The organism is Pseudomonas sp. A-1 (assembly GCF_004801855.1).
Taxonomy (GTDB): Bacteria; Pseudomonadota; Gammaproteobacteria; order Pseudomonadales; family Pseudomonadaceae; genus Geopseudomonas.
Genome location: NZ_SSTC01000051.1, coordinates 16333 through 32086, shown reverse-complemented (window position 1 = coordinate 32086; position 15754 = coordinate 16333). Strand labels below are relative to the sequence as shown.

The window sequence follows — 15754 nt, the reverse complement described above, 5'->3', positions numbered from 1 at the left end:
GCTTCGGCTTCGGCTTCGGCTTCGGCTTCGGCTTCGGCTTCGGCTTCGGCTTCGGCTTCGGCTTCGGCTTCGGCTTCAGGATGTGCAGGCAGGGCGCCTGCCGGCAAGTCCGGCATCTCCCCCTGACGCAGGGCGCGCATCTGTTCGAGCAGTGCGCCCGCTGCGGTCAGCGGCAGGCCCGACTGCAGCTCCTCCACCTGCCGGGCCAGCAGGTCGTGGCCCTCGTGCAGCAGGCCGACAGCGCCCTCGGCGAGGTCGAAACGACCATCGGTGAGACCTTCGTAGACGAACTCCAGCTCGTGGGCCAGATCGCCGATGGCACGGACCCCGGCCATGCGCGCACCACCCTTGAGGGTGTGCAGGTCACGCTGCAGCGAAGCCAGGGCGGAGCGGGCCTGGGGCTGGGCGAGCCAGCGCTCGAGTGCCTCGCCGGCACTCTCCAGGATATCGCCCGCCTCCTCGAGGAAGATCTCGACCATCTCCGCATCGGGCGCCTCGTCCTCGGGCACCACCGGCAGGGCTGCCGGTTCGGCAACGCCATGGGCCAGCGGCGGATCGAGCTCGGCCATCGGCTCGGCTTCTGCCGCCAGCTCGATCCCGGGCAGCGAAACAACATCGACCTCGGTCTGTGCGAGCAGGTCGAACTCCAGACCCGCGGCGGCTGCGGGCTCCGCCACCGGCTCGTCGGCCAGGGACAACTCGAACCCGAGCGGCGGGACGACATCCGCATCGGCCTCGACCACCGGTTCGGCATCCGCCAGCGACTCGAACTCCAGGCCCGCGGCGGCTGCGAACTCCGCTTCCGGCTCCTCGGCCAGGGACAACTCGAACCCGAGCGGTGGGATGGCATCGGCCTCGGCCACCGGCTCGGCATCCACCAGCGACTCGAACTCCAGGACCGCAGCGGCATCGGACTCCGCCGCCGGCTCATCGGCCGGCGACGGCTCGAGTCCGGCCAGCGGGACGGCATCGGCCACCGGCTCGGCATCCGTCAGCGACTCGAACTCCAGGACCGCGGCGGCTGCGAGCTCCGCTTCCGGCTCCTCGGCCAGGGACAACTCGAACCCGAGCGGCGGGACGGCATCGGCCTCGGCCACCGGCTCGGCATCCGCCAGCGACTCGAACTCCAGGACCACGGCGGCTGCGGACTCCGCCGCCGGCTCATCGGCCGGCGACGGCTCGAGTCCGGCCAGCGGGGCGGCCTCGGCATCGGCCACCGGCTCGGCTTCCACCAACAGATCGAACTCCGGGGCCTCGACCACGCTGCTGGCCTGAACCAGCAACTGCTGCAGAGCCTGCACGCGCGCCGGCTGCGGAGCGACCTCGAGGCCGGCGGCAACCTGGTCCATCATGCCGATCAGGGCTTCGTGGGCCGCCTCCACCTCGCGGAAGAACGGGCCGTCCACCACCAGCCGCGACTCGCCGACGGCCGCATAGATCGCCAGCAGGGCGATGCACAGCTGATCGACCTGGGGCAGCTCGGCGTGCTGCGCACCGCGCGACAGGGTCGCCAGCTCGCTGCGCAGGGCCTCGAGTTCCTCGCGTTCGGCCGGATGCTGACGCCAGCGCGCCAGCAGATCGTCGGCATCCAGCAGGATGTCCATGCCCTCGGCGAGGAACTGGCTGATCAGCTTGGGATCGCGCCGGTCCTGGCTGCGCCAGCCGGCCTCGGCGGCATCCAGCTGCTCCTGGTGCAGCAGCTGCACCCGGGTCAGCAGCTCCTCGCTGCCCGGCAGGCGCGCCAGCGGCTCGCTGCCGAGGCGCTCCAGGCCGCGGCGCAGGAGCTTTTCCGCATCGCGCAGCAGCTCGGCGGCGGCCAGGCCGAAGGGTATCAGGTTGGTCTTGAACTCCTTCGCCAGTCTTTCCAGCGGCGCCGCCACTTCGGCGATCGGCTGGATACCGGCCATGTAGGCGCTGCCCTTGAGGGTGTGCAGGGCACGCTGCAGTTCGTCGGTGACCGCCTGCGGCAGTTCGCGGTCGCAGGCGCCGAGGAAGCGGACGATGGCTTCCAGATGGGCTTCGGCCTCGGCGAGGAACACCTCCAGCAGTTGCGGGTCGAGCAACTCCTCGTCGGACGCAGCCTCGGCGGATGCGACGGTGGACTCTGCCGGCAGGCCGGCGGCGACCGCCTCGATCGCCGGTACGGCGCCAGGCAGGGGCTCGCCGCGCGACAGGGCATGGGCGCTGGCGGCCAGGCGGTCGACGTCGTCGCGCTGGCGCTGGGCCTTGGCGGCATATTCATCGACCAGCGCCGGCAGCAGGTCGACCACGTCGCGGATCACCTGCAGCAGCGGTGCATCGACCTGGATGCTGCGGTCGATGACCCGGTTGAGCATGTTCTCGATCGACCAGGCCAGCTCGCCGATGACCAGGGCGCGCACCATCCGGCCACTGCCCTTGAGGGTGTGGAACGCGCGGCGCACCTCGGTGAGCGCTTCGCGGTTGCCGGTGTCGGCGGCCCACTGCGGCAGGAACTCGTTGATGGTGTCGAGGACCTCGCCGGCTTCCTCGATGAACACCTCCTGCAGGTCCTCGTCCACCGGCTCCTCGTCGGCGGGCGGCGGCAGCAACTGCGGCGGGGCGTCCTGGGCCGGCGGATTGATCGCCGCCACCGGCGTCGCCAGCACGGCGGCCAGGCTCAGCTCGGCCGCCGGCTCGGACGCCGGTTCAGACGCCGGTTCGGACACCGGTACTGACGGCTGCGGCACCTCGGCGGGCACTACGACCGGCTCCGCGGTCAGCAGGGCCTCGGCTTCGACAGCCGCGGCCTGGGGATCCACCCCGACCGCCGCTTCGGCGGCCTCGACCGGCGCCGGAGCTTCGACCGCCAGCGGGGTTGCCACGGGCGGCGTCTCGGCCAGGGGCTCCAGCCGCGGCGCGGAAATGTCCGGCTCGGGCTCGGCGATGACCGCAACGGCCGGTTCGGCGCGCAGCTCCACCAGCTCGGGCATCGGCTCGTCGAGGATCGAGCGGGTCGGCTGCAGGCCATAGCCCAGCGTCGTCAGGCTTTCCTCGGCGACGTCGAGGATCAGGTCGCCCTGGGTCACATGATCCTCGGCGATCCGCTCGAGGTAGTACTCGACGCTGGTGATGGCGTCGGCCAGGGTGTCCAGGCTCTGCCAGCTCGGCACCGCCTGGCGCACCAGCAGCTGCTCGCGGATGTAGCGGCAGCAGGCATCCAGCAGGGCCGCGGCACGCGGCAGCGGGATCATGCCGAGACCGCCGCGCACCTGGGTCAGCAGCTCGGGCACGCGGGCCAGATGCTCGTGATTCCACTGGGAACCGATGAACTCGATGATGGCATCCTTGGACTGCTCGAGGCCGTTGCGTGCTTCCTTGATCACCAGCTGGTGGATCTGCCCCACATCGGTGGTCGGCAGCAGGTTGTCCTCGCCACGCTCGCCTTCGGCCGGACCGACCATGCCGGACAGGGTGGCCTCGACGAACAGCAGCGCGCCGGCGATGTCCATCAGCACCGCGTCGTTGGGCTGACACTGACCGCCGATCAGTTGGCCGATGGTCAGCAACTGGTCGGCGATCACCTTGCGCTGCTGGCCGAAGCCGAGCACCGCCAGGGTATCGCCGATCTGCTTGAGCGGCACCTGCAGGCCGACCAGATCGCTCAGCTGGCGCCGATCGCTGCGCACGAACAGGTCGAGGCTGTCCTTGACCCGCACCAGTTCCTCGCACAGGGCCCCGACCACCGAGCGCATGGCGTCGCGGTCGGGGCCGGCCATGCGGGCGCGCTCCTCGTCCACCAGACGGCTGTCGGGCATCGCCTCGGCCAGCTGGAAGCGCGCCTTCAGCTCGGCGGTACGCCCCGCCTCGCTGGGGCTCTTGGCCACATAGAACAGCAGGTTCTTCAGCAGTTGGTCGGGCGCCGGCTGGTTGAGCGCCGGCATGCCGTCGTCGATCAGGCGCTTGAGCTCGTGGTCGACCTCGCGCAGCAGGGTGCGCAGGGTGTTGCTGGCGGCGATGCTGCCGTCGAGCAGTCCCTCGACCACGCCGGCAGCCACCGACCACAGCGGGCCGACGGGGGCAGTGGCGGTCAGGCTTTCCAGCTTGGCGAACACCTTGACCAGATAACCCAGCTGGGTCGCCGGTTCCTGGTTGCGGATGTAGCCGGCCAGCGCCACCTGCAGCATCTGCCGCAGCTTGCGCAGCAGGGTCGGCAGGCCGGCACGCTCCAGTCGCTCGAGGGCAGCCGGAGCCAGCGCTGCGGGCCGTGCAGCCGACAGGTCGGGGGAAAACAGGCTGGTTTCCGACAGCAGGCTCTCGCCACGGGCGGCGCGCAGGTCGTTGAGCAGCGGCAGTACCACCAGCGGCAGGTCGCGGCGGGCGCTCTGGATTCGCTCGAGGTAGACCGGCAGCTGCAGGATCGCCTGCATCAGCACTTCCAGCGCCTCGCCACGGCTGCCGCGCCCCTCGATCAGGGCCTGCAGCAGCCGCTCCATTTCCTCGGCCAGCAGAGCGGCGCCATAGAACTCGACCATCTGCAGGGTGCCTTGCACCTGATGGACGTGGTTCAGGCAGAAACGCAGGCGCGTCAGGTCCTGCGGGCTCTCGACGAACGCCTCCAGGGCCTGGCGGGCCTGCTTGAGGGTTTCCGCGATTTCGCCTTTGACCCACTCCAGGGCGACATAGTCGTGCCGATCACCCATAGCGACTCCACACATTGATCATGGTTACCCCTTTCGGGTAAAGGCCAGAACCCGCTCATCGGCGACCGGCTGCAGCTGCGGGTGACGCCAGTCGGCCACTTCGCCGACGCCGATCACCAGCAGCCCGCCCGGTACCAGACGCTCGACCAGGCGCGACAGGATCTCGCGCCGGCGCCAGCGCCGAAAGTAGATCAGCAGGTTCTGACAGAAGATGACATCCATGCCGCGCTGCGGCGCACGCTCGAGTTCGAGCACGTTCAGTCGGGCAAAGCAGACGCGTTCGCGCAGGGACTCGCAGACCTGGTAGCTACCGTCGGACTGGTCCAGGAAGTAGCGCTCCAGCAGCTCGGCAGGCAGCTCGCCGACCCGCCGGGCGCCGTAGCGCCCCTCGCGGGCCCGGGCCAGGGCGCTGAGGCTGAGGTCGGTGCCGGTGACGCCGAAGCGGCGCCCTTCCAGACCGGCCTCGCGCTGCACCTCCGCCGCCACCACGGCCAGCGAGTAGGCCTCCTCGCCGCTGGAGCAGCCCACGCTCCACAGCTGCCAGGCACGTCCGCGCTCAAGTTGCTCCAGCCGCTCTCGCAGGTAACCGGCGAGATGCTCGTAGGACGCGGGATGACGGAAGAAACGGGTTTCCTGCACGGTCAGACGGTCCATCAGGTGCGACCACTCCACAGCACCGCGCGGGCCGTCGGTCACCTGCTGGTAGTAGCTGGCGTAGCTGTCCAGCCCCAGCTCGCGCAGGCGCTTGCCCAGGGTGGTCTGCAGGAAGGCGCGGCGCTGCTCGTTGAGCACCATGCCGCTGCGGGTTTCCAGCAATTCCTGCCAGGCACGGAATTCCGCTGCCGTGATATCGGGCAGCGGCTTCATCGCCCAGACCGCGCTTGGCTGCATGCCGCGCCCCTCGCTCATGCTCGTCCGGCGGCAGCCCGTTCAGGCTGCCGCGCTCCATGGTTTCAGGCCTGCTCCCGGCGTTCCGGCAGGGTGAAACCGGATACCGACTTGCGCATGTCGCTGGCCATCTTGGCCAGGGTACCGATGCTGCGCGCCGTCGCGGTGGTACCCGACGAGGTCTGCGTGGTGATTTCCTGAATCACGTACATGGTGTTGGAGATGTGGCCGGCCGAGGAGGACTGCTGGCGGGCGGCGTTGGAGATGTTCTGGATCAGCGCCGCGAGGCTGCGCGATACCTTCTCGATCTCTTCCAGGGCCACACCGGCGTCCTGTGCCAGACGGGCACCGCGCACCACCTCGGTGGTGGTCTGCTCCATCGAGATGACCGCCTCGTTGGTGTCGGTCTGGATGGTCTTCACCAGTGCCTCGATCTGCTTGGTCGCCGCCGAGGAGCGTTCCGCGAGGCGCTGTACTTCGTCCGCAACCACGGCGAAGCCGCGACCGGCGTCACCGGCCATGGATGCCTGGATCGCCGCGTTGAGTGCCAGGATGTTGGTCTGGTCGGCAATGTCGTTGATCAGGCTGACGATGTCACCGATCTCCTGGGACGATTCACCGAGACGCTTGATCCGCTTGGAGGTGTCCTGGATCTGCTCGCGGATGTTGTCCATGCCGGCGATGGTGTTCTGCACCACCTCATTGCCCTTGTTGGCGATGGCCACCGAGCGCTCCGCCACCGCGGAGGATTCGGCGGCGTTGGCCGATACCTGGTCGATGGAGACCGCCATCTCGTTGATCGCCGCGGAGGCGCCGGCGATTTCCTGGGCCTGGTGCTCGGAAGCCTCGGCCAGGTGCATCGCGGTGGCCTGGGTTTCCTGGGCGGCGGCGGCCACCTGCACGGCGGTCTGGTTGATGGTTTCCACCAGGTCGCGCAGCTGGTCGATGGAGTAGTTGATCGAGTCGGCGATGGCGCCGGTGAAGTCCTCGGTCACCGTGGCCTGCACGGTCAGGTCACCGTCGGCGAGGTCGCCGATCTCGTCGAGCAGACGCAGGATCGCGGTCTGGTTGCGGTCGTTCTTCTCGGCGGTCTCGGCCAGACGGCCGCGGGTATCGCGTACCAGGATCAACGCCATCAGCATGATCGAGGCCAGCGCCACCAGGCCCAGCAGGTAGCCGGCCAGGGTGTTGAAGGCGCGCTCTTCGACCAGGCCTTCGAAGTCGTCGGCCAGCTGGGTGGTGTGCTCCAGCACCTTCTGCGACACGCCGAAGATGTTGTTGGCGGACTCGCGCACCTGGAACAGCTGCGGCGAGGTCTCGAGGATCTCGTCCACCGAACCGGAAACGAAGGCGAACAGTTCGGAAATCTCGTTGAGGCGGCTGATCGCCTCGGCATCGGTCACCTTGGTGATCGACATCGCCGGGTTGCCCTCGTTCATGCCTTTCAGTACGCGACCGAACAGGCTGGCGTCGCGGCCGAAGCTGTCGGCGGCCTGCACCGAGTCCTCGGCGCCAGCGAGCACCTTGTTCACCGAGGCGAGGATACGCTCGGCCAGCAGGGTCTGGCGCTGGGCCACCGCCACCTGGTCGGGCGAAGCGCCGTTCTCGAGGAGGATGTCCACCACTTCCTCGTATTCGGCCTGCAGCTGCGGAATGGTCTCGGCCAGGGTCTCGGCCACCTGGTGCAGCGACAGCACGGTCTGCTGGCTGGCCAGGATGGCGTCGGCGCTGTCGCGCAGGCGCGTCCACTCGCCCTCCAGGGCGGCCATGTCGGCGGCGACCGCCTCCGGGCTGGCCGGCAGGCCGGTGGCCGGGTCACCCTTGGCCAGCCAGTCCCAGCGCTGCTGGAAGTCGTCGCGCTCGCTCTTCAGCAGGGCGAAGGCTTCGCCCTTGCCCGCCGCCGCCTCGATGGCGTTCTTGGCGATCCCCTGCGACAGCAGTCGCAGCTCGCCGGCGTGGCCGATATACTGCTTGTCGTGCTCGGCCTGCTGGTTGAGGTACGCGAAGTTGGCGAACAGCAGCACCACGGAGACGATCAGGATGGCGAACAGCCCCCCGATCAGCGTGCTGCTGCGCATGCCGGTGAACAGATTGCCTGCGTTGAGTTTTTTCATCGTCTGGCCCCCGCCTGGACCTTCCACACTGAAACGGATCCCAAGTAACACCGCGGGCCGGCAACGCCGACCCGCCCGAAAGATCTAGCTGTAGCTATACGGCAACATCGAGAAACGCCTGCTCCCTGGCCAGCGCATGCGGGCTGAATACCAGCCAGGGTCGCTCGCGCAGGAACACGCCATGAATCAGGGGCTGGAGAGCCGCCTCGAGCGGCGGCAGCTGCTCGGTGAAGGCTTCCACGGAGAAGTGCTGCATGCCGAACACTTCGTCGACCACCAGGCCGGCGAACACCTTGTCGTGCTCGACCACCAGCACCCGGCGCTGCTTGCGCAGCGGCGACAGTTCGCCCCCCAGGAAGCCGCACAGATCCATGATCGGCAGCAGGCGTCCGCGCACGTTGGCGACGCCCTTCACCCAGTTCTTGACCCCGGGCAGCAGGGTGTAGCGCGGCTCGTGCAGGACTTCGGTGACCTCGCCCATCGGCGAGACGAACAGCCGCGTGCCCATGCGAAAGCCGATGCCGCTCCAGCTCTGCGCCACTTCCTGCTGGGCCGGCAGGCCCGCGGAATAGCGCCGGCAGAGCTGGTCGATGCCGAGCAGTCGCTGGAAAGGTGTGATGACATCGGACATGCCGGCCCTGGCCTTCTTCTTGTCTGGGGTTGTCGTGCTCCGCCCCTCAGCCAGCCTGGACGGCGGCGATGGTCTTGAGCAGGGTGTCTTCTTCGACCGGCTTGGTCAGGTAGTCGCGCGCGCCCTGGCGCTTGCCCCAGACCTTATCGGTTTCCTGATCCTTGGTGGTGACGATGATGACCGGAATGTGACCGGTTTCCGGATCCTTGGTCAGCTGACGGGTGGCCTGGAAACCGTTGAGACCCGGCATGACCACGTCCATCAGCACCACGTCGGGCTTTTCCTGGCGCGCCAGGGCGACACCGTCGGCGCCGTTCTCCGCCTTGAGTACCTGATGGCCATGCTTCTCGAGCATGGCGGTCAGCTTGTACATCTCGGTCGGCGAGTCATCAACAATCAGAATACGAGCCATGGAATCCCCCAAAAAAAGGCACGCGTCGGCAGCCGGAAGGCCGGACGTCAGGTGGTTGCTTGCTCCACCGGCACAAAGCCCGGAACGTGCGCCTTGATCGCACCGAGCAGCTCCTCCTTGCTGAAGGGCTTGGTCAGGTACTGGTCGGAGCCGACGATACGTCCCTTGGCCTTGTCGAACAGACCGTCCTTGGAGGACAGCATGATCACCGGCGTGGATTTGAACGCACTATTATTCTTGATCAGGGCGCAGGTTTGGTAGCCATCCAGGCGCGGCATCATGATGTCGACGAAGATGATGTTCGGATGCGAGTCGGCGATCTTGGCCAGGGCATCGAAACCGTCGACGGCAGTGATGACGTCACAACCCACTTTCTTCAGCAGCGTTTCGGCGGTCCGACGAATCGTCTTCGAATCGTCGATCACCATGACTTTCAAGCCTTCGGAGTGTTGATCCATGTCTGCCCTACCATTGCCTCGGTGAGTCGTTGTTGTCCATCGCCCATACGCATGCAGCGCTGCCACTCACGGGCTGCAACCTGATCGCCGGGGCTTTTTAGCACACTATTCCGAAGCAAAGCCATAAGCCCCGGAAGTGCAAGGTTTTTCCTTGACTCAAGGCAAACTCGCGGCCACCTTGGGCTACCGTCAATCGCCTTGTTCGGCTGCCAAGCCGTGGTTTCGTTGTGGAGGACTTCCCTTATGAGCGTTCGCCTGGGCATCGTCATGGATCCCATCGCCCGCATCGCCTTCAAGAAGGACAGCTCGCTGGCCATGCTGTTCGCCGCCCAGGCCCGCGGCTGGTCGCTGTTCTACATGGAGCAGAGCGACCTCTACCTGCGCGACGGCCAGGTACGCGCCCGCACGCGGCCGCTGCAGGTCATCCATGACCCCAAGCACTGGTTCCACCTCGACGACGAGCAGGATCTGGCCCTGCACGAACTGGACGTGGTCCTGATGCGCAAGGATCCGCCCTTCGACAACGAGTTCCTCTATTGCACCCACCTGCTCGAGCAGGCCGAGCGCGAGGGCCTGCTGGTGGTCAACCGCCCGCAGAGCCTGCGCGACTGCAACGAGAAGCTGTTCGCCACCCGCTTCCCGCAGTGCACTCCGCCGACCCTGGTGAGCCGGCGCGTCGACATTCTGCGCGAGTTCGCCGACGAGCAGCGTGACATCATTCTCAAACCCCTGGACGGCATGGGCGGCTCGTCGATCTTCCACCACCGCCACGGCGACCCCAACCTGTCGGTGATCCTCGAGACCCTGACCGCCCACGGCAGCCGGCAGATCATGGCGCAGCGCTACCTGCCGGCGATCAAGGACGGCGACAAGCGCATCCTGATGATCGACGGCGAGCCGGTGCCCTACTGCCTGGCGCGCATCCCGGCGCAGGGCGAGACGCGCGGCAACCTGGCCGCCGGCGGGCGCGGCGAGGCGCGCCCGCTGACCGAGCGCGACCGCTGGATCGCCGCCCAGGTCGGCCCGACCCTGCGCGACAAGGGCCTGCTGTTCGTCGGTCTCGACGTGATCGGCGAGCACCTCACCGAGATCAACGTGACCAGCCCGACCTGCATCCGCGAGATCGACGCCGCCTTCGGCACCGACATCGCCGGCCAACTGATGGACGCGATCGCCGGCAAGCTGGCCGCTCGCCAGGGCTGAGCCGCAGACGGCGGCACGCCGTGGCAAAGCGCCAAGGCGCGGAGCACTTCATGGACTTTTGCCGGAGCCGGCGGCAGACTGCGCCGACTCCCTGCCATGCGCCAACCGATGAACGCTGCCGTCCACACCTCCTACCCCAGCTCCGCCGGCGTGCGCCCGGCGGACCGTCTGGGCTTCACCCTGTTCCTCGCCGCCGCCGTGCACCTGGCGCTGATCCTCGGCGTGAGCTTCGCCCTGCCCGAGCCGAGCCTGGTGAGCAAGACCCTCGACGTCACCCTGGCCAGCTTCAGGAGCGCGGAGAAGCCCAGGCAGGCCGACTTCCTCGCCCAGCACGACCAGCAGGGCAGCGGCAGCCTGGAGCACAAGGCCACGCCGAAGACCACCGAGCTGGCGCCGTTCCAGGACAGCGAGATCCGCCGCATCGAGCCGCCGGCACAGCCCAAGGCCAGCCAGCCGCCGCAGCCGAGCAAGGCCGCGGTCGCCACCCGCACGCCGCAGCCGCAGAAGACCCAGGCCAAGGCGGAAGCCCCGCGCCCGCCGCAGCCGGTACAGAAGGCGCCGGAATTCGACAGCAGCCAGCTGTCCTCGGAGATCGCCAGCCTGGAAGCCCAGCTCAGCCACGAGCGCCAGCTGTACGCCAAGCGCCCGCGCATCCACCGCCTCAACGCCGCCTCGACCATGCGCGACAAGGGTGCCTGGTACAAGGAGGAATGGCGGCGCAAGGTCGAGCGGGTCGGCAACCTCAACTATCCCGACGCCGCCCGTCGCGAGCGCATCTACGGCAACCTGCGCCTGCTGGTGGCGATCAACCGCGACGGCACCCTGCGCGAGGTGCAGGTGCTGGAGTCCTCCGGCCAGCCGATCCTCGACCAGGCCGCCCTGCGCATCGTGCGCCTGTCCGCGCCCTTCGCGCCGTTCAGCGGCGACCTCAGCGACGTCGACGTGCTGGAGATCATCCGCACCTGGCGCTTCGAGCGCGGCGACCGCCTCGGCAGCTACTGAGGCCGCACCAGCCAGGGCGTACGGCCCCTTGCAGCGACTGCCCCCACCGCCGAAACTAGGGCCCATGAACACAGACTCCGGCTACCTCAAGCACCACTTCCTGATCGCCATGCCGCACATGGCCGATCCCAACTTCGCCCAGACGCTGATCTACCTGGTCGAGCACAACCAGCACGGCGCCATGGGTCTGGTGGTCAACCGCCCCGGCGAACTCGACCTGGCCGACGTGCTCGAACAGCTGCGCCCCGGCAGCGAACCGGCCGAACACTGCCGGCAGGTGCCGATCTACGCCGGCGGCCCGGTGCATACCGACCGCGGCTTCGTCCTCCATCCGCACGGCTGGCACTACCAGGCCACCCTCGAGCTGGGCGAGCTGGCACTGTCCACCTCGCAGGACGTGCTGCTGGCCATCGCCGACGGCAGCGGCCCGGACCGCCACCTGATCGCCCTCGGCTACGCCGGCTGGGAAGCCGGCCAGCTGGAGGCCGAGCTGATCGACAACGCCTGGCTGACCTGCCCGGCCGAGCCGACGGTGCTGTTCGACGTCGCCGCCGACCAGCGCCTGCAGCGCGCCGCCGCGGAGCTGGGCGTCGACCTCGGCCTGCTCACCAGCCAGGCCGGCCACGCATGAGCGCCCCGCGCCTGCTGCTCGGCTTCGACTACGGCACCCGGCAGATCGGCGTCGCCGTCGGCCAGGCGATCACCGGCCAGGCCCGCGAGCTGTGCGTGCTCAAGGCGCAGAACGGCGTGCCGGACTGGAGCCAGATCGAACGACTGGTCAAGGAGTGGCAGCCGGACGCCATCGTCGTCGGCCTGCCGCTGAACATGGACGGCACGCCCAGCGAGATGAGCGCCCGCGCCGAGAAGTTCGCCCGCCGCCTGCACGGCCGCTTCAACCTGCCGGTGTTCACCCACGACGAGCGCCTGACCACCTTCGAGGCCAAGGGCCGGCGCCTGGCCGAGGGCCAGCGCGGCGGCTATCGTGAACGCCCGGTGGACGCCCTGGCCGCCGCCCTGCTGCTCGAGGGCTGGCTGGAACAGCAGCCCGCCCACCCGCTTTGACTGCCCGAGGAGTGCCCATGACCCTGCCCGATCCCGCCGCCCTGCTGTCGCAGATGGCTGCCGACCTGCGCGCCCATCTCGACCGCCGCGGCATCCGCGACCCGCTGTTCGTCGGCATCCACACCGGCGGCGTGTGGGTGGCCCGCGCCCTGCTCGCCGAGCTCGGCCAGGACGACACCGCGCTGGGCGTGCTCAACGTGTCCTTCTACCGCGACGACTTCAGCCGCCACGGCCTGCACCCGCAGGTGCAGCCCTCGGCGCTGCCGTTCGATGTCGAGGACCGCCACCTGGTACTGATCGACGACGTGCTGATGAGCGGGCGCACCGTGCGCGCGGCGCTCAACGCCCTGTTCGACTACGGCCGCCCGGCCAGCGTGACCCTGGCCTGCCTGCTCGACCTGGACGCCCGCGAGCTGCCGATCCGCGCCGACGTGCTCGGCGCCACCCTGTCGCTGGCCCCCGACCAGCGGGTAAAATTGCACGGTCCCGCACCGCTCGCCCTCGAGCTGCAGACCCTCGCCGCCTCCCACTGAGAATTTCCGCGATGACGCCAACCGACGCCAAGCGCCCGTTGCAGCTCAACGACCAGGGCCAGCTGCGCCATTTCCTCTCGCTCGACGGCCTGCCCCGCGAGCTGCTCACCGAGATCCTCGACACCGCCGACTCCTTCCTCGAGGTCGGTGCGCGCGCGGTGAAGAAGGTGCCGCTGCTGCGCGGCAAGACCGTGTGCAACGTGTTCTTCGAGAACTCCACGCGCACCCGCACCACCTTCGAGCTGGCCGCCAAGCGCCTGTCCGCCGACGTGATCACCCTCAACGTGTCGACCTCCTCGACCAGCAAGGGCGAGACCCTGTTCGACACCCTGCGCAACCTCGAGGCGATGGCCGCCGACATGTTCGTGGTGCGCCACGCCGACTCGGGCGCCGCGCACTTCATCGCCGAGCACGTCTGCCCCGACGTGGCCATCATCAACGGCGGCGACGGCCGCCACGCCCACCCGACCCAGGGCATGCTCGACATGCTGACCATCCGCCGCCACAAGGGCGGCTTCGAGAACCTCTCGGTGGCCATCGTCGGCGACATCCTGCACTCGCGGGTGGCGCGCTCCAACATGCTGGCGCTGAAGACCCTCGGCTGCCCGGACATCCGCGTGATCGCACCGAAGACCCTGCTGCCGGTCGGCATCGAGCAGTACGGCGTGCGCGCCTACACCGACCTCGCCGAAGGCCTCAAGGACGTCGACGTGGTGATCATGCTGCGCCTGCAGCGCGAGCGCATGCAGGGCGGCCTGCTGCCCAGCCAGGGCGAGTTCTACAAGCTCTACGGCCTCAGCGAGCAGCGCCTGGCGCTGGCCAAGCCGGACGCCATCGTCATGCACCCGGGGCCGATCAACCGCGGCGTGGAGATCGAGTCGGCGGTGGCCGACGGCGCCCAGTCGGTGATTCTCAACCAGGTAACCTACGGCATTGCCATCCGCATGGCGGTCCTGTCCATGGCCATGAGCGGCCAGCAGGCCCAGCGCCAGCTCGCACAGGGAGACGGCCAGTGAAAGTCAGCATCCACGGCGCCCGCGTCATCGATCCGGCCAGCGGCCTCGACCAGGTCAGCGACATCCACATCGAAGGCGGCCGCATCGCCGCCCTCGGCGCGGCCCCGGCCGGCTTCGATGCCGAGCAGCAGATCTCCGCCCACGGCCTGATCGCCGCACCCGGGCTGGTCGACCTGGCGGTGAGCCTGCGCGAGCCGGGCTACACCCGCAAGGGCAGCATCGCCAGCGAAACCCGCGCCGCCGCCGCCGGCGGCGTCACCAGCCTGTGCTGCCCGCCGCGCACCAAGCCGGTGCTGGACACCTCGGCGGTGGTCGAGCTGATCCTCGATCGCGCCGCAGCGGCCGGCCACGCCCGCGTGTTCCCCATCGGCGCGCTGACCAAGGGCCTGGAAGGCGAGCAGCTGGCCGAGCTGGTCGCCCTGCGCGACGCCGGCTGCGTGGCCTTCACCAACGGCCTGGCGCCGCTGGCCGGCAACCGCGTGCTGCGCCGCGCCCTGGAATACGCCGCCACCTTCGATCTGACCGTGGTGTTCAAGTCGCAGGATGCCGATCTGGCCGAGGGTGGCCTGGCCCACGAGGGTCCCACCGCCAGCTTCCTCGGCCTGCCGGGCATCCCGGAAAGCGCCGAGACCGTGGCCCTGGCCCGCGACCTGCTGCTGGTCGAGCAGAGCGGCGTGCGCGCCCACTTCAGCCAGCTGACCAGCGCGCGCGGCGTGGAGATGATCGCCGCGGCCCAGGCCCGCGGCCTGCCGGTGACCGCGGATGTGGCGCTGTACCAGCTGATCCTCACCGACGAGGCGCTGACCGGCTTCTCCAGCCTGTATCACGTGCAGCCGCCGCTGCGCTCGCGCGCCGACCGCGACGCCCTGCGCGAGGCGGTGAAGGCCGGCGTGGTGTCGGCCATCGCCAGCCACCACCAGCCCCACGAGCCGGACGCCAAGCTGGCGCCGTTCGGCGCCACCGAGCCGGGTATCAGCAGCGTGGAGATTCTCCTGCCGCTGGCGCTGACCCTGGTCGAGGACGGCCTGCTCGACCTGCCGACCCTGCTCGCCCGCCTGACCTGCGGCCCCGCCGCTGCCCTGCGCCTGCCGGTCGGTCGGCTGGGCGTCGGCGAGCATGCCGATCTGGTGCTGTTCGACACCAAGGCGCAGACCCTGGCCGGCGAGCGCTGGCTGTCGCGCGGCGGCAACAGCCCGTTCCTCGGCCACTGCCTGCCCGGCGCGGTGCGCCACACCCTGCAGGGCGGCCGCATCAGCCACCAGGGCTGAGCACCGAGCGCAAACGACAAGGCCCGCCGATCGGCGGGCCTTGTCGTTGCAGCGCCGCGCTCAGAACCAGCGCGCGTTGCGGATCGAGATCTGGTCGTTGAGCGTCCAGAAGTCGTAGAGCACGCCGACGAGGAAGAAGCCGCCGGTGCACAGGTAGAGGATGCCGGTGATCCACTTGCCCATGTACATGCGGTGCACGCCGAACACGCCGAGGAAGGTCAGCAGGACCCAGGCCACGTTGTAGCTGGTGCGCCCGCTGTGATAGCGCAGGTCGGCCTCGCGGTCCATGCCGGGGATCAGCAACAGGTCGATCAGCCAGCCGATGCCGAGCAGGCCGAGGGTGAAGAACCAGAGGGTGCCGGTGACCGGCCTCCCGTAGTAGAAGCGGTGCGCGCCGAGAAAGCCGAAGATCCACAGCAGGTAGCCGATGGTCTTGCTGTGGGTGTCCCGGTTCAGTGTCGTCATGCTGCCCTCCAGTCGGAAAACGGGGTGACAGCCCGAGGCTG

14 protein-coding genes are annotated in these 15754 nt (G+C 69.0%); 7 read left to right on the top strand and 7 right to left on the bottom strand.

The genetic code is table 11. The features are described from left to right. The 6 genes from E5198_RS13235 to pilG all read right to left on the bottom strand — a co-directional run. Window positions 1–4661 (bottom strand): Hpt domain-containing protein (locus tag E5198_RS13235; protein WP_178084071.1); only part of this gene is annotated, 4661 nt, incomplete at its 3' end. A gap of 24 nt (window positions 4662–4685) precedes the next feature. After that, the gene (locus E5198_RS13230) at window positions 4686–5552 is read right to left on the bottom strand and encodes a protein-glutamate O-methyltransferase CheR (RefSeq protein ID WP_136490469.1); all 867 of its coding nucleotides are present in this window, start codon (window positions 5550–5552) and stop codon (window positions 4686–4688) included. A gap of 62 nt (window positions 5553–5614) precedes the next feature. Further along, window positions 5615–7663: a methyl-accepting chemotaxis protein gene (locus tag E5198_RS13225; protein WP_136490468.1), complete on the bottom strand. Its 2049-nt coding sequence runs from the start codon at window positions 7661–7663 to the stop codon at window positions 5615–5617. A 94-nt stretch (window positions 7664–7757) separates the two neighbouring features. Beyond that, window positions 7758–8294 carry a chemotaxis protein CheW gene (locus E5198_RS13220; protein ID WP_136490467.1) on the bottom strand — a complete coding sequence of 179 codons (537 nt, stop codon included), beginning with the start codon at window positions 8292–8294 and terminating at the stop codon, window positions 7758–7760. Between the two features lie 46 nt (window positions 8295–8340). Next, window positions 8341–8706, bottom strand: a complete 366-nt coding sequence (gene pilH / locus E5198_RS13215; protein ID WP_136490466.1) for a twitching motility response regulator PilH — start codon at window positions 8704–8706, stop codon at window positions 8341–8343. 47 nt (window positions 8707–8753) lie between these two features. Further along, window positions 8754–9164, bottom strand: coding sequence for a twitching motility response regulator PilG (gene pilG, locus E5198_RS13210; protein WP_136490465.1), 411 nt, complete (start codon window positions 9162–9164; stop codon window positions 8754–8756). Between the two features lie 243 nt (window positions 9165–9407). Here pilG and gshB point away from each other — a divergent pair, with 243 nt between their 5' ends. From gshB to E5198_RS13175, 7 genes are all read left to right on the top strand, one after another. Continuing rightward, on the top strand, window positions 9408–10367 hold the full coding sequence (gene gshB, locus E5198_RS13205; RefSeq protein WP_136490464.1) for a glutathione synthase: 960 nt from the start codon (window positions 9408–9410) through the stop codon (window positions 10365–10367). Between the two features lie 108 nt (window positions 10368–10475). Then, entirely contained in the window at window positions 10476–11369 is an 894-nt protein-coding gene (locus E5198_RS13200; RefSeq protein ID WP_136490463.1) for an energy transducer TonB, read from the top strand. A 64-nt stretch (window positions 11370–11433) separates the two neighbouring features. Beyond that, window positions 11434–12000, top strand: coding sequence for a YqgE/AlgH family protein (locus E5198_RS13195; protein WP_136490462.1), 567 nt, complete (start codon window positions 11434–11436; stop codon window positions 11998–12000). Then, entirely contained in the window at window positions 11997–12431 is a 435-nt protein-coding gene (gene ruvX / locus E5198_RS13190; RefSeq protein WP_136490461.1) for a Holliday junction resolvase RuvX, read from the top strand. The genes E5198_RS13195 and ruvX overlap by 4 nt, the downstream gene beginning before the upstream one ends. A gap of 17 nt (window positions 12432–12448) precedes the next feature. Then, window positions 12449–12964: a bifunctional pyr operon transcriptional regulator/uracil phosphoribosyltransferase PyrR gene (pyrR, locus tag E5198_RS13185; protein WP_136490460.1), complete on the top strand. Its 516-nt coding sequence runs from the start codon at window positions 12449–12451 to the stop codon at window positions 12962–12964. An 11-nt stretch (window positions 12965–12975) separates the two neighbouring features. Next, the gene (locus E5198_RS13180; RefSeq protein WP_136490459.1) at window positions 12976–13980 is read left to right on the top strand and encodes an aspartate carbamoyltransferase catalytic subunit; all 1005 of its coding nucleotides are present in this window, start codon (window positions 12976–12978) and stop codon (window positions 13978–13980) included. Then, the gene (locus E5198_RS13175) at window positions 13977–15248 is read left to right on the top strand and encodes a dihydroorotase (RefSeq protein WP_136490458.1); all 1272 of its coding nucleotides are present in this window, start codon (window positions 13977–13979) and stop codon (window positions 15246–15248) included. The genes E5198_RS13180 and E5198_RS13175 overlap by 4 nt, the downstream gene beginning before the upstream one ends. 60 nt (window positions 15249–15308) lie before the next feature. On the opposite strand, the gene E5198_RS13170 is transcribed toward E5198_RS13175, so the two are convergent. After that, window positions 15309–15713 carry a TM2 domain-containing protein gene (locus E5198_RS13170; RefSeq protein ID WP_136490457.1) on the bottom strand — a complete coding sequence of 135 codons (405 nt, stop codon included), beginning with the start codon at window positions 15711–15713 and terminating at the stop codon, window positions 15309–15311. Window positions 15714–15754 lie beyond the last annotated feature (41 nt).

Bases quoted from the DNA above. Each gene is read 5' to 3' on its own strand.
- E5198_RS13230 (WP_136490469.1), bottom strand. From the start codon at position 5,552: ATGCAGCCAAGCGCGGTCTGGGCGATGAAGCCGCTGCCCGATATCACG.
- E5198_RS13225 (WP_136490468.1), bottom strand. From the start codon at position 7,663: ATGAAAAAACTCAACGCAGGCAATCTGTTCACCGGCATGCGCAGCAGC.
- E5198_RS13220 (WP_136490467.1), bottom strand. From the start codon at position 8,294: ATGTCCGATGTCATCACACCTTTCCAGCGACTGCTCGGCATCGACCAG.
- pilH (WP_136490466.1), bottom strand. From the start codon at position 8,706: ATGGCTCGTATTCTGATTGTTGATGACTCGCCGACCGAGATGTACAAG.
- pilG (WP_136490465.1), bottom strand. From the start codon at position 9,164: ATGGATCAACACTCCGAAGGCTTGAAAGTCATGGTGATCGACGATTCG.
- gshB (WP_136490464.1), top strand. From the start codon at position 9,408: ATGAGCGTTCGCCTGGGCATCGTCATGGATCCCATCGCCCGCATCGCC.
- E5198_RS13200 (WP_136490463.1), top strand. From the start codon at position 10,476: ATGAACGCTGCCGTCCACACCTCCTACCCCAGCTCCGCCGGCGTGCGC.
- E5198_RS13195 (WP_136490462.1), top strand. From the start codon at position 11,434: ATGAACACAGACTCCGGCTACCTCAAGCACCACTTCCTGATCGCCATG.
- ruvX (WP_136490461.1), top strand. From the start codon at position 11,997: ATGAGCGCCCCGCGCCTGCTGCTCGGCTTCGACTACGGCACCCGGCAG.
- pyrR (WP_136490460.1), top strand. From the start codon at position 12,449: ATGACCCTGCCCGATCCCGCCGCCCTGCTGTCGCAGATGGCTGCCGAC.
- E5198_RS13180 (WP_136490459.1), top strand. From the start codon at position 12,976: ATGACGCCAACCGACGCCAAGCGCCCGTTGCAGCTCAACGACCAGGGC.
- E5198_RS13170 (WP_136490457.1), bottom strand. From the start codon at position 15,713: ATGACGACACTGAACCGGGACACCCACAGCAAGACCATCGGCTACCTG.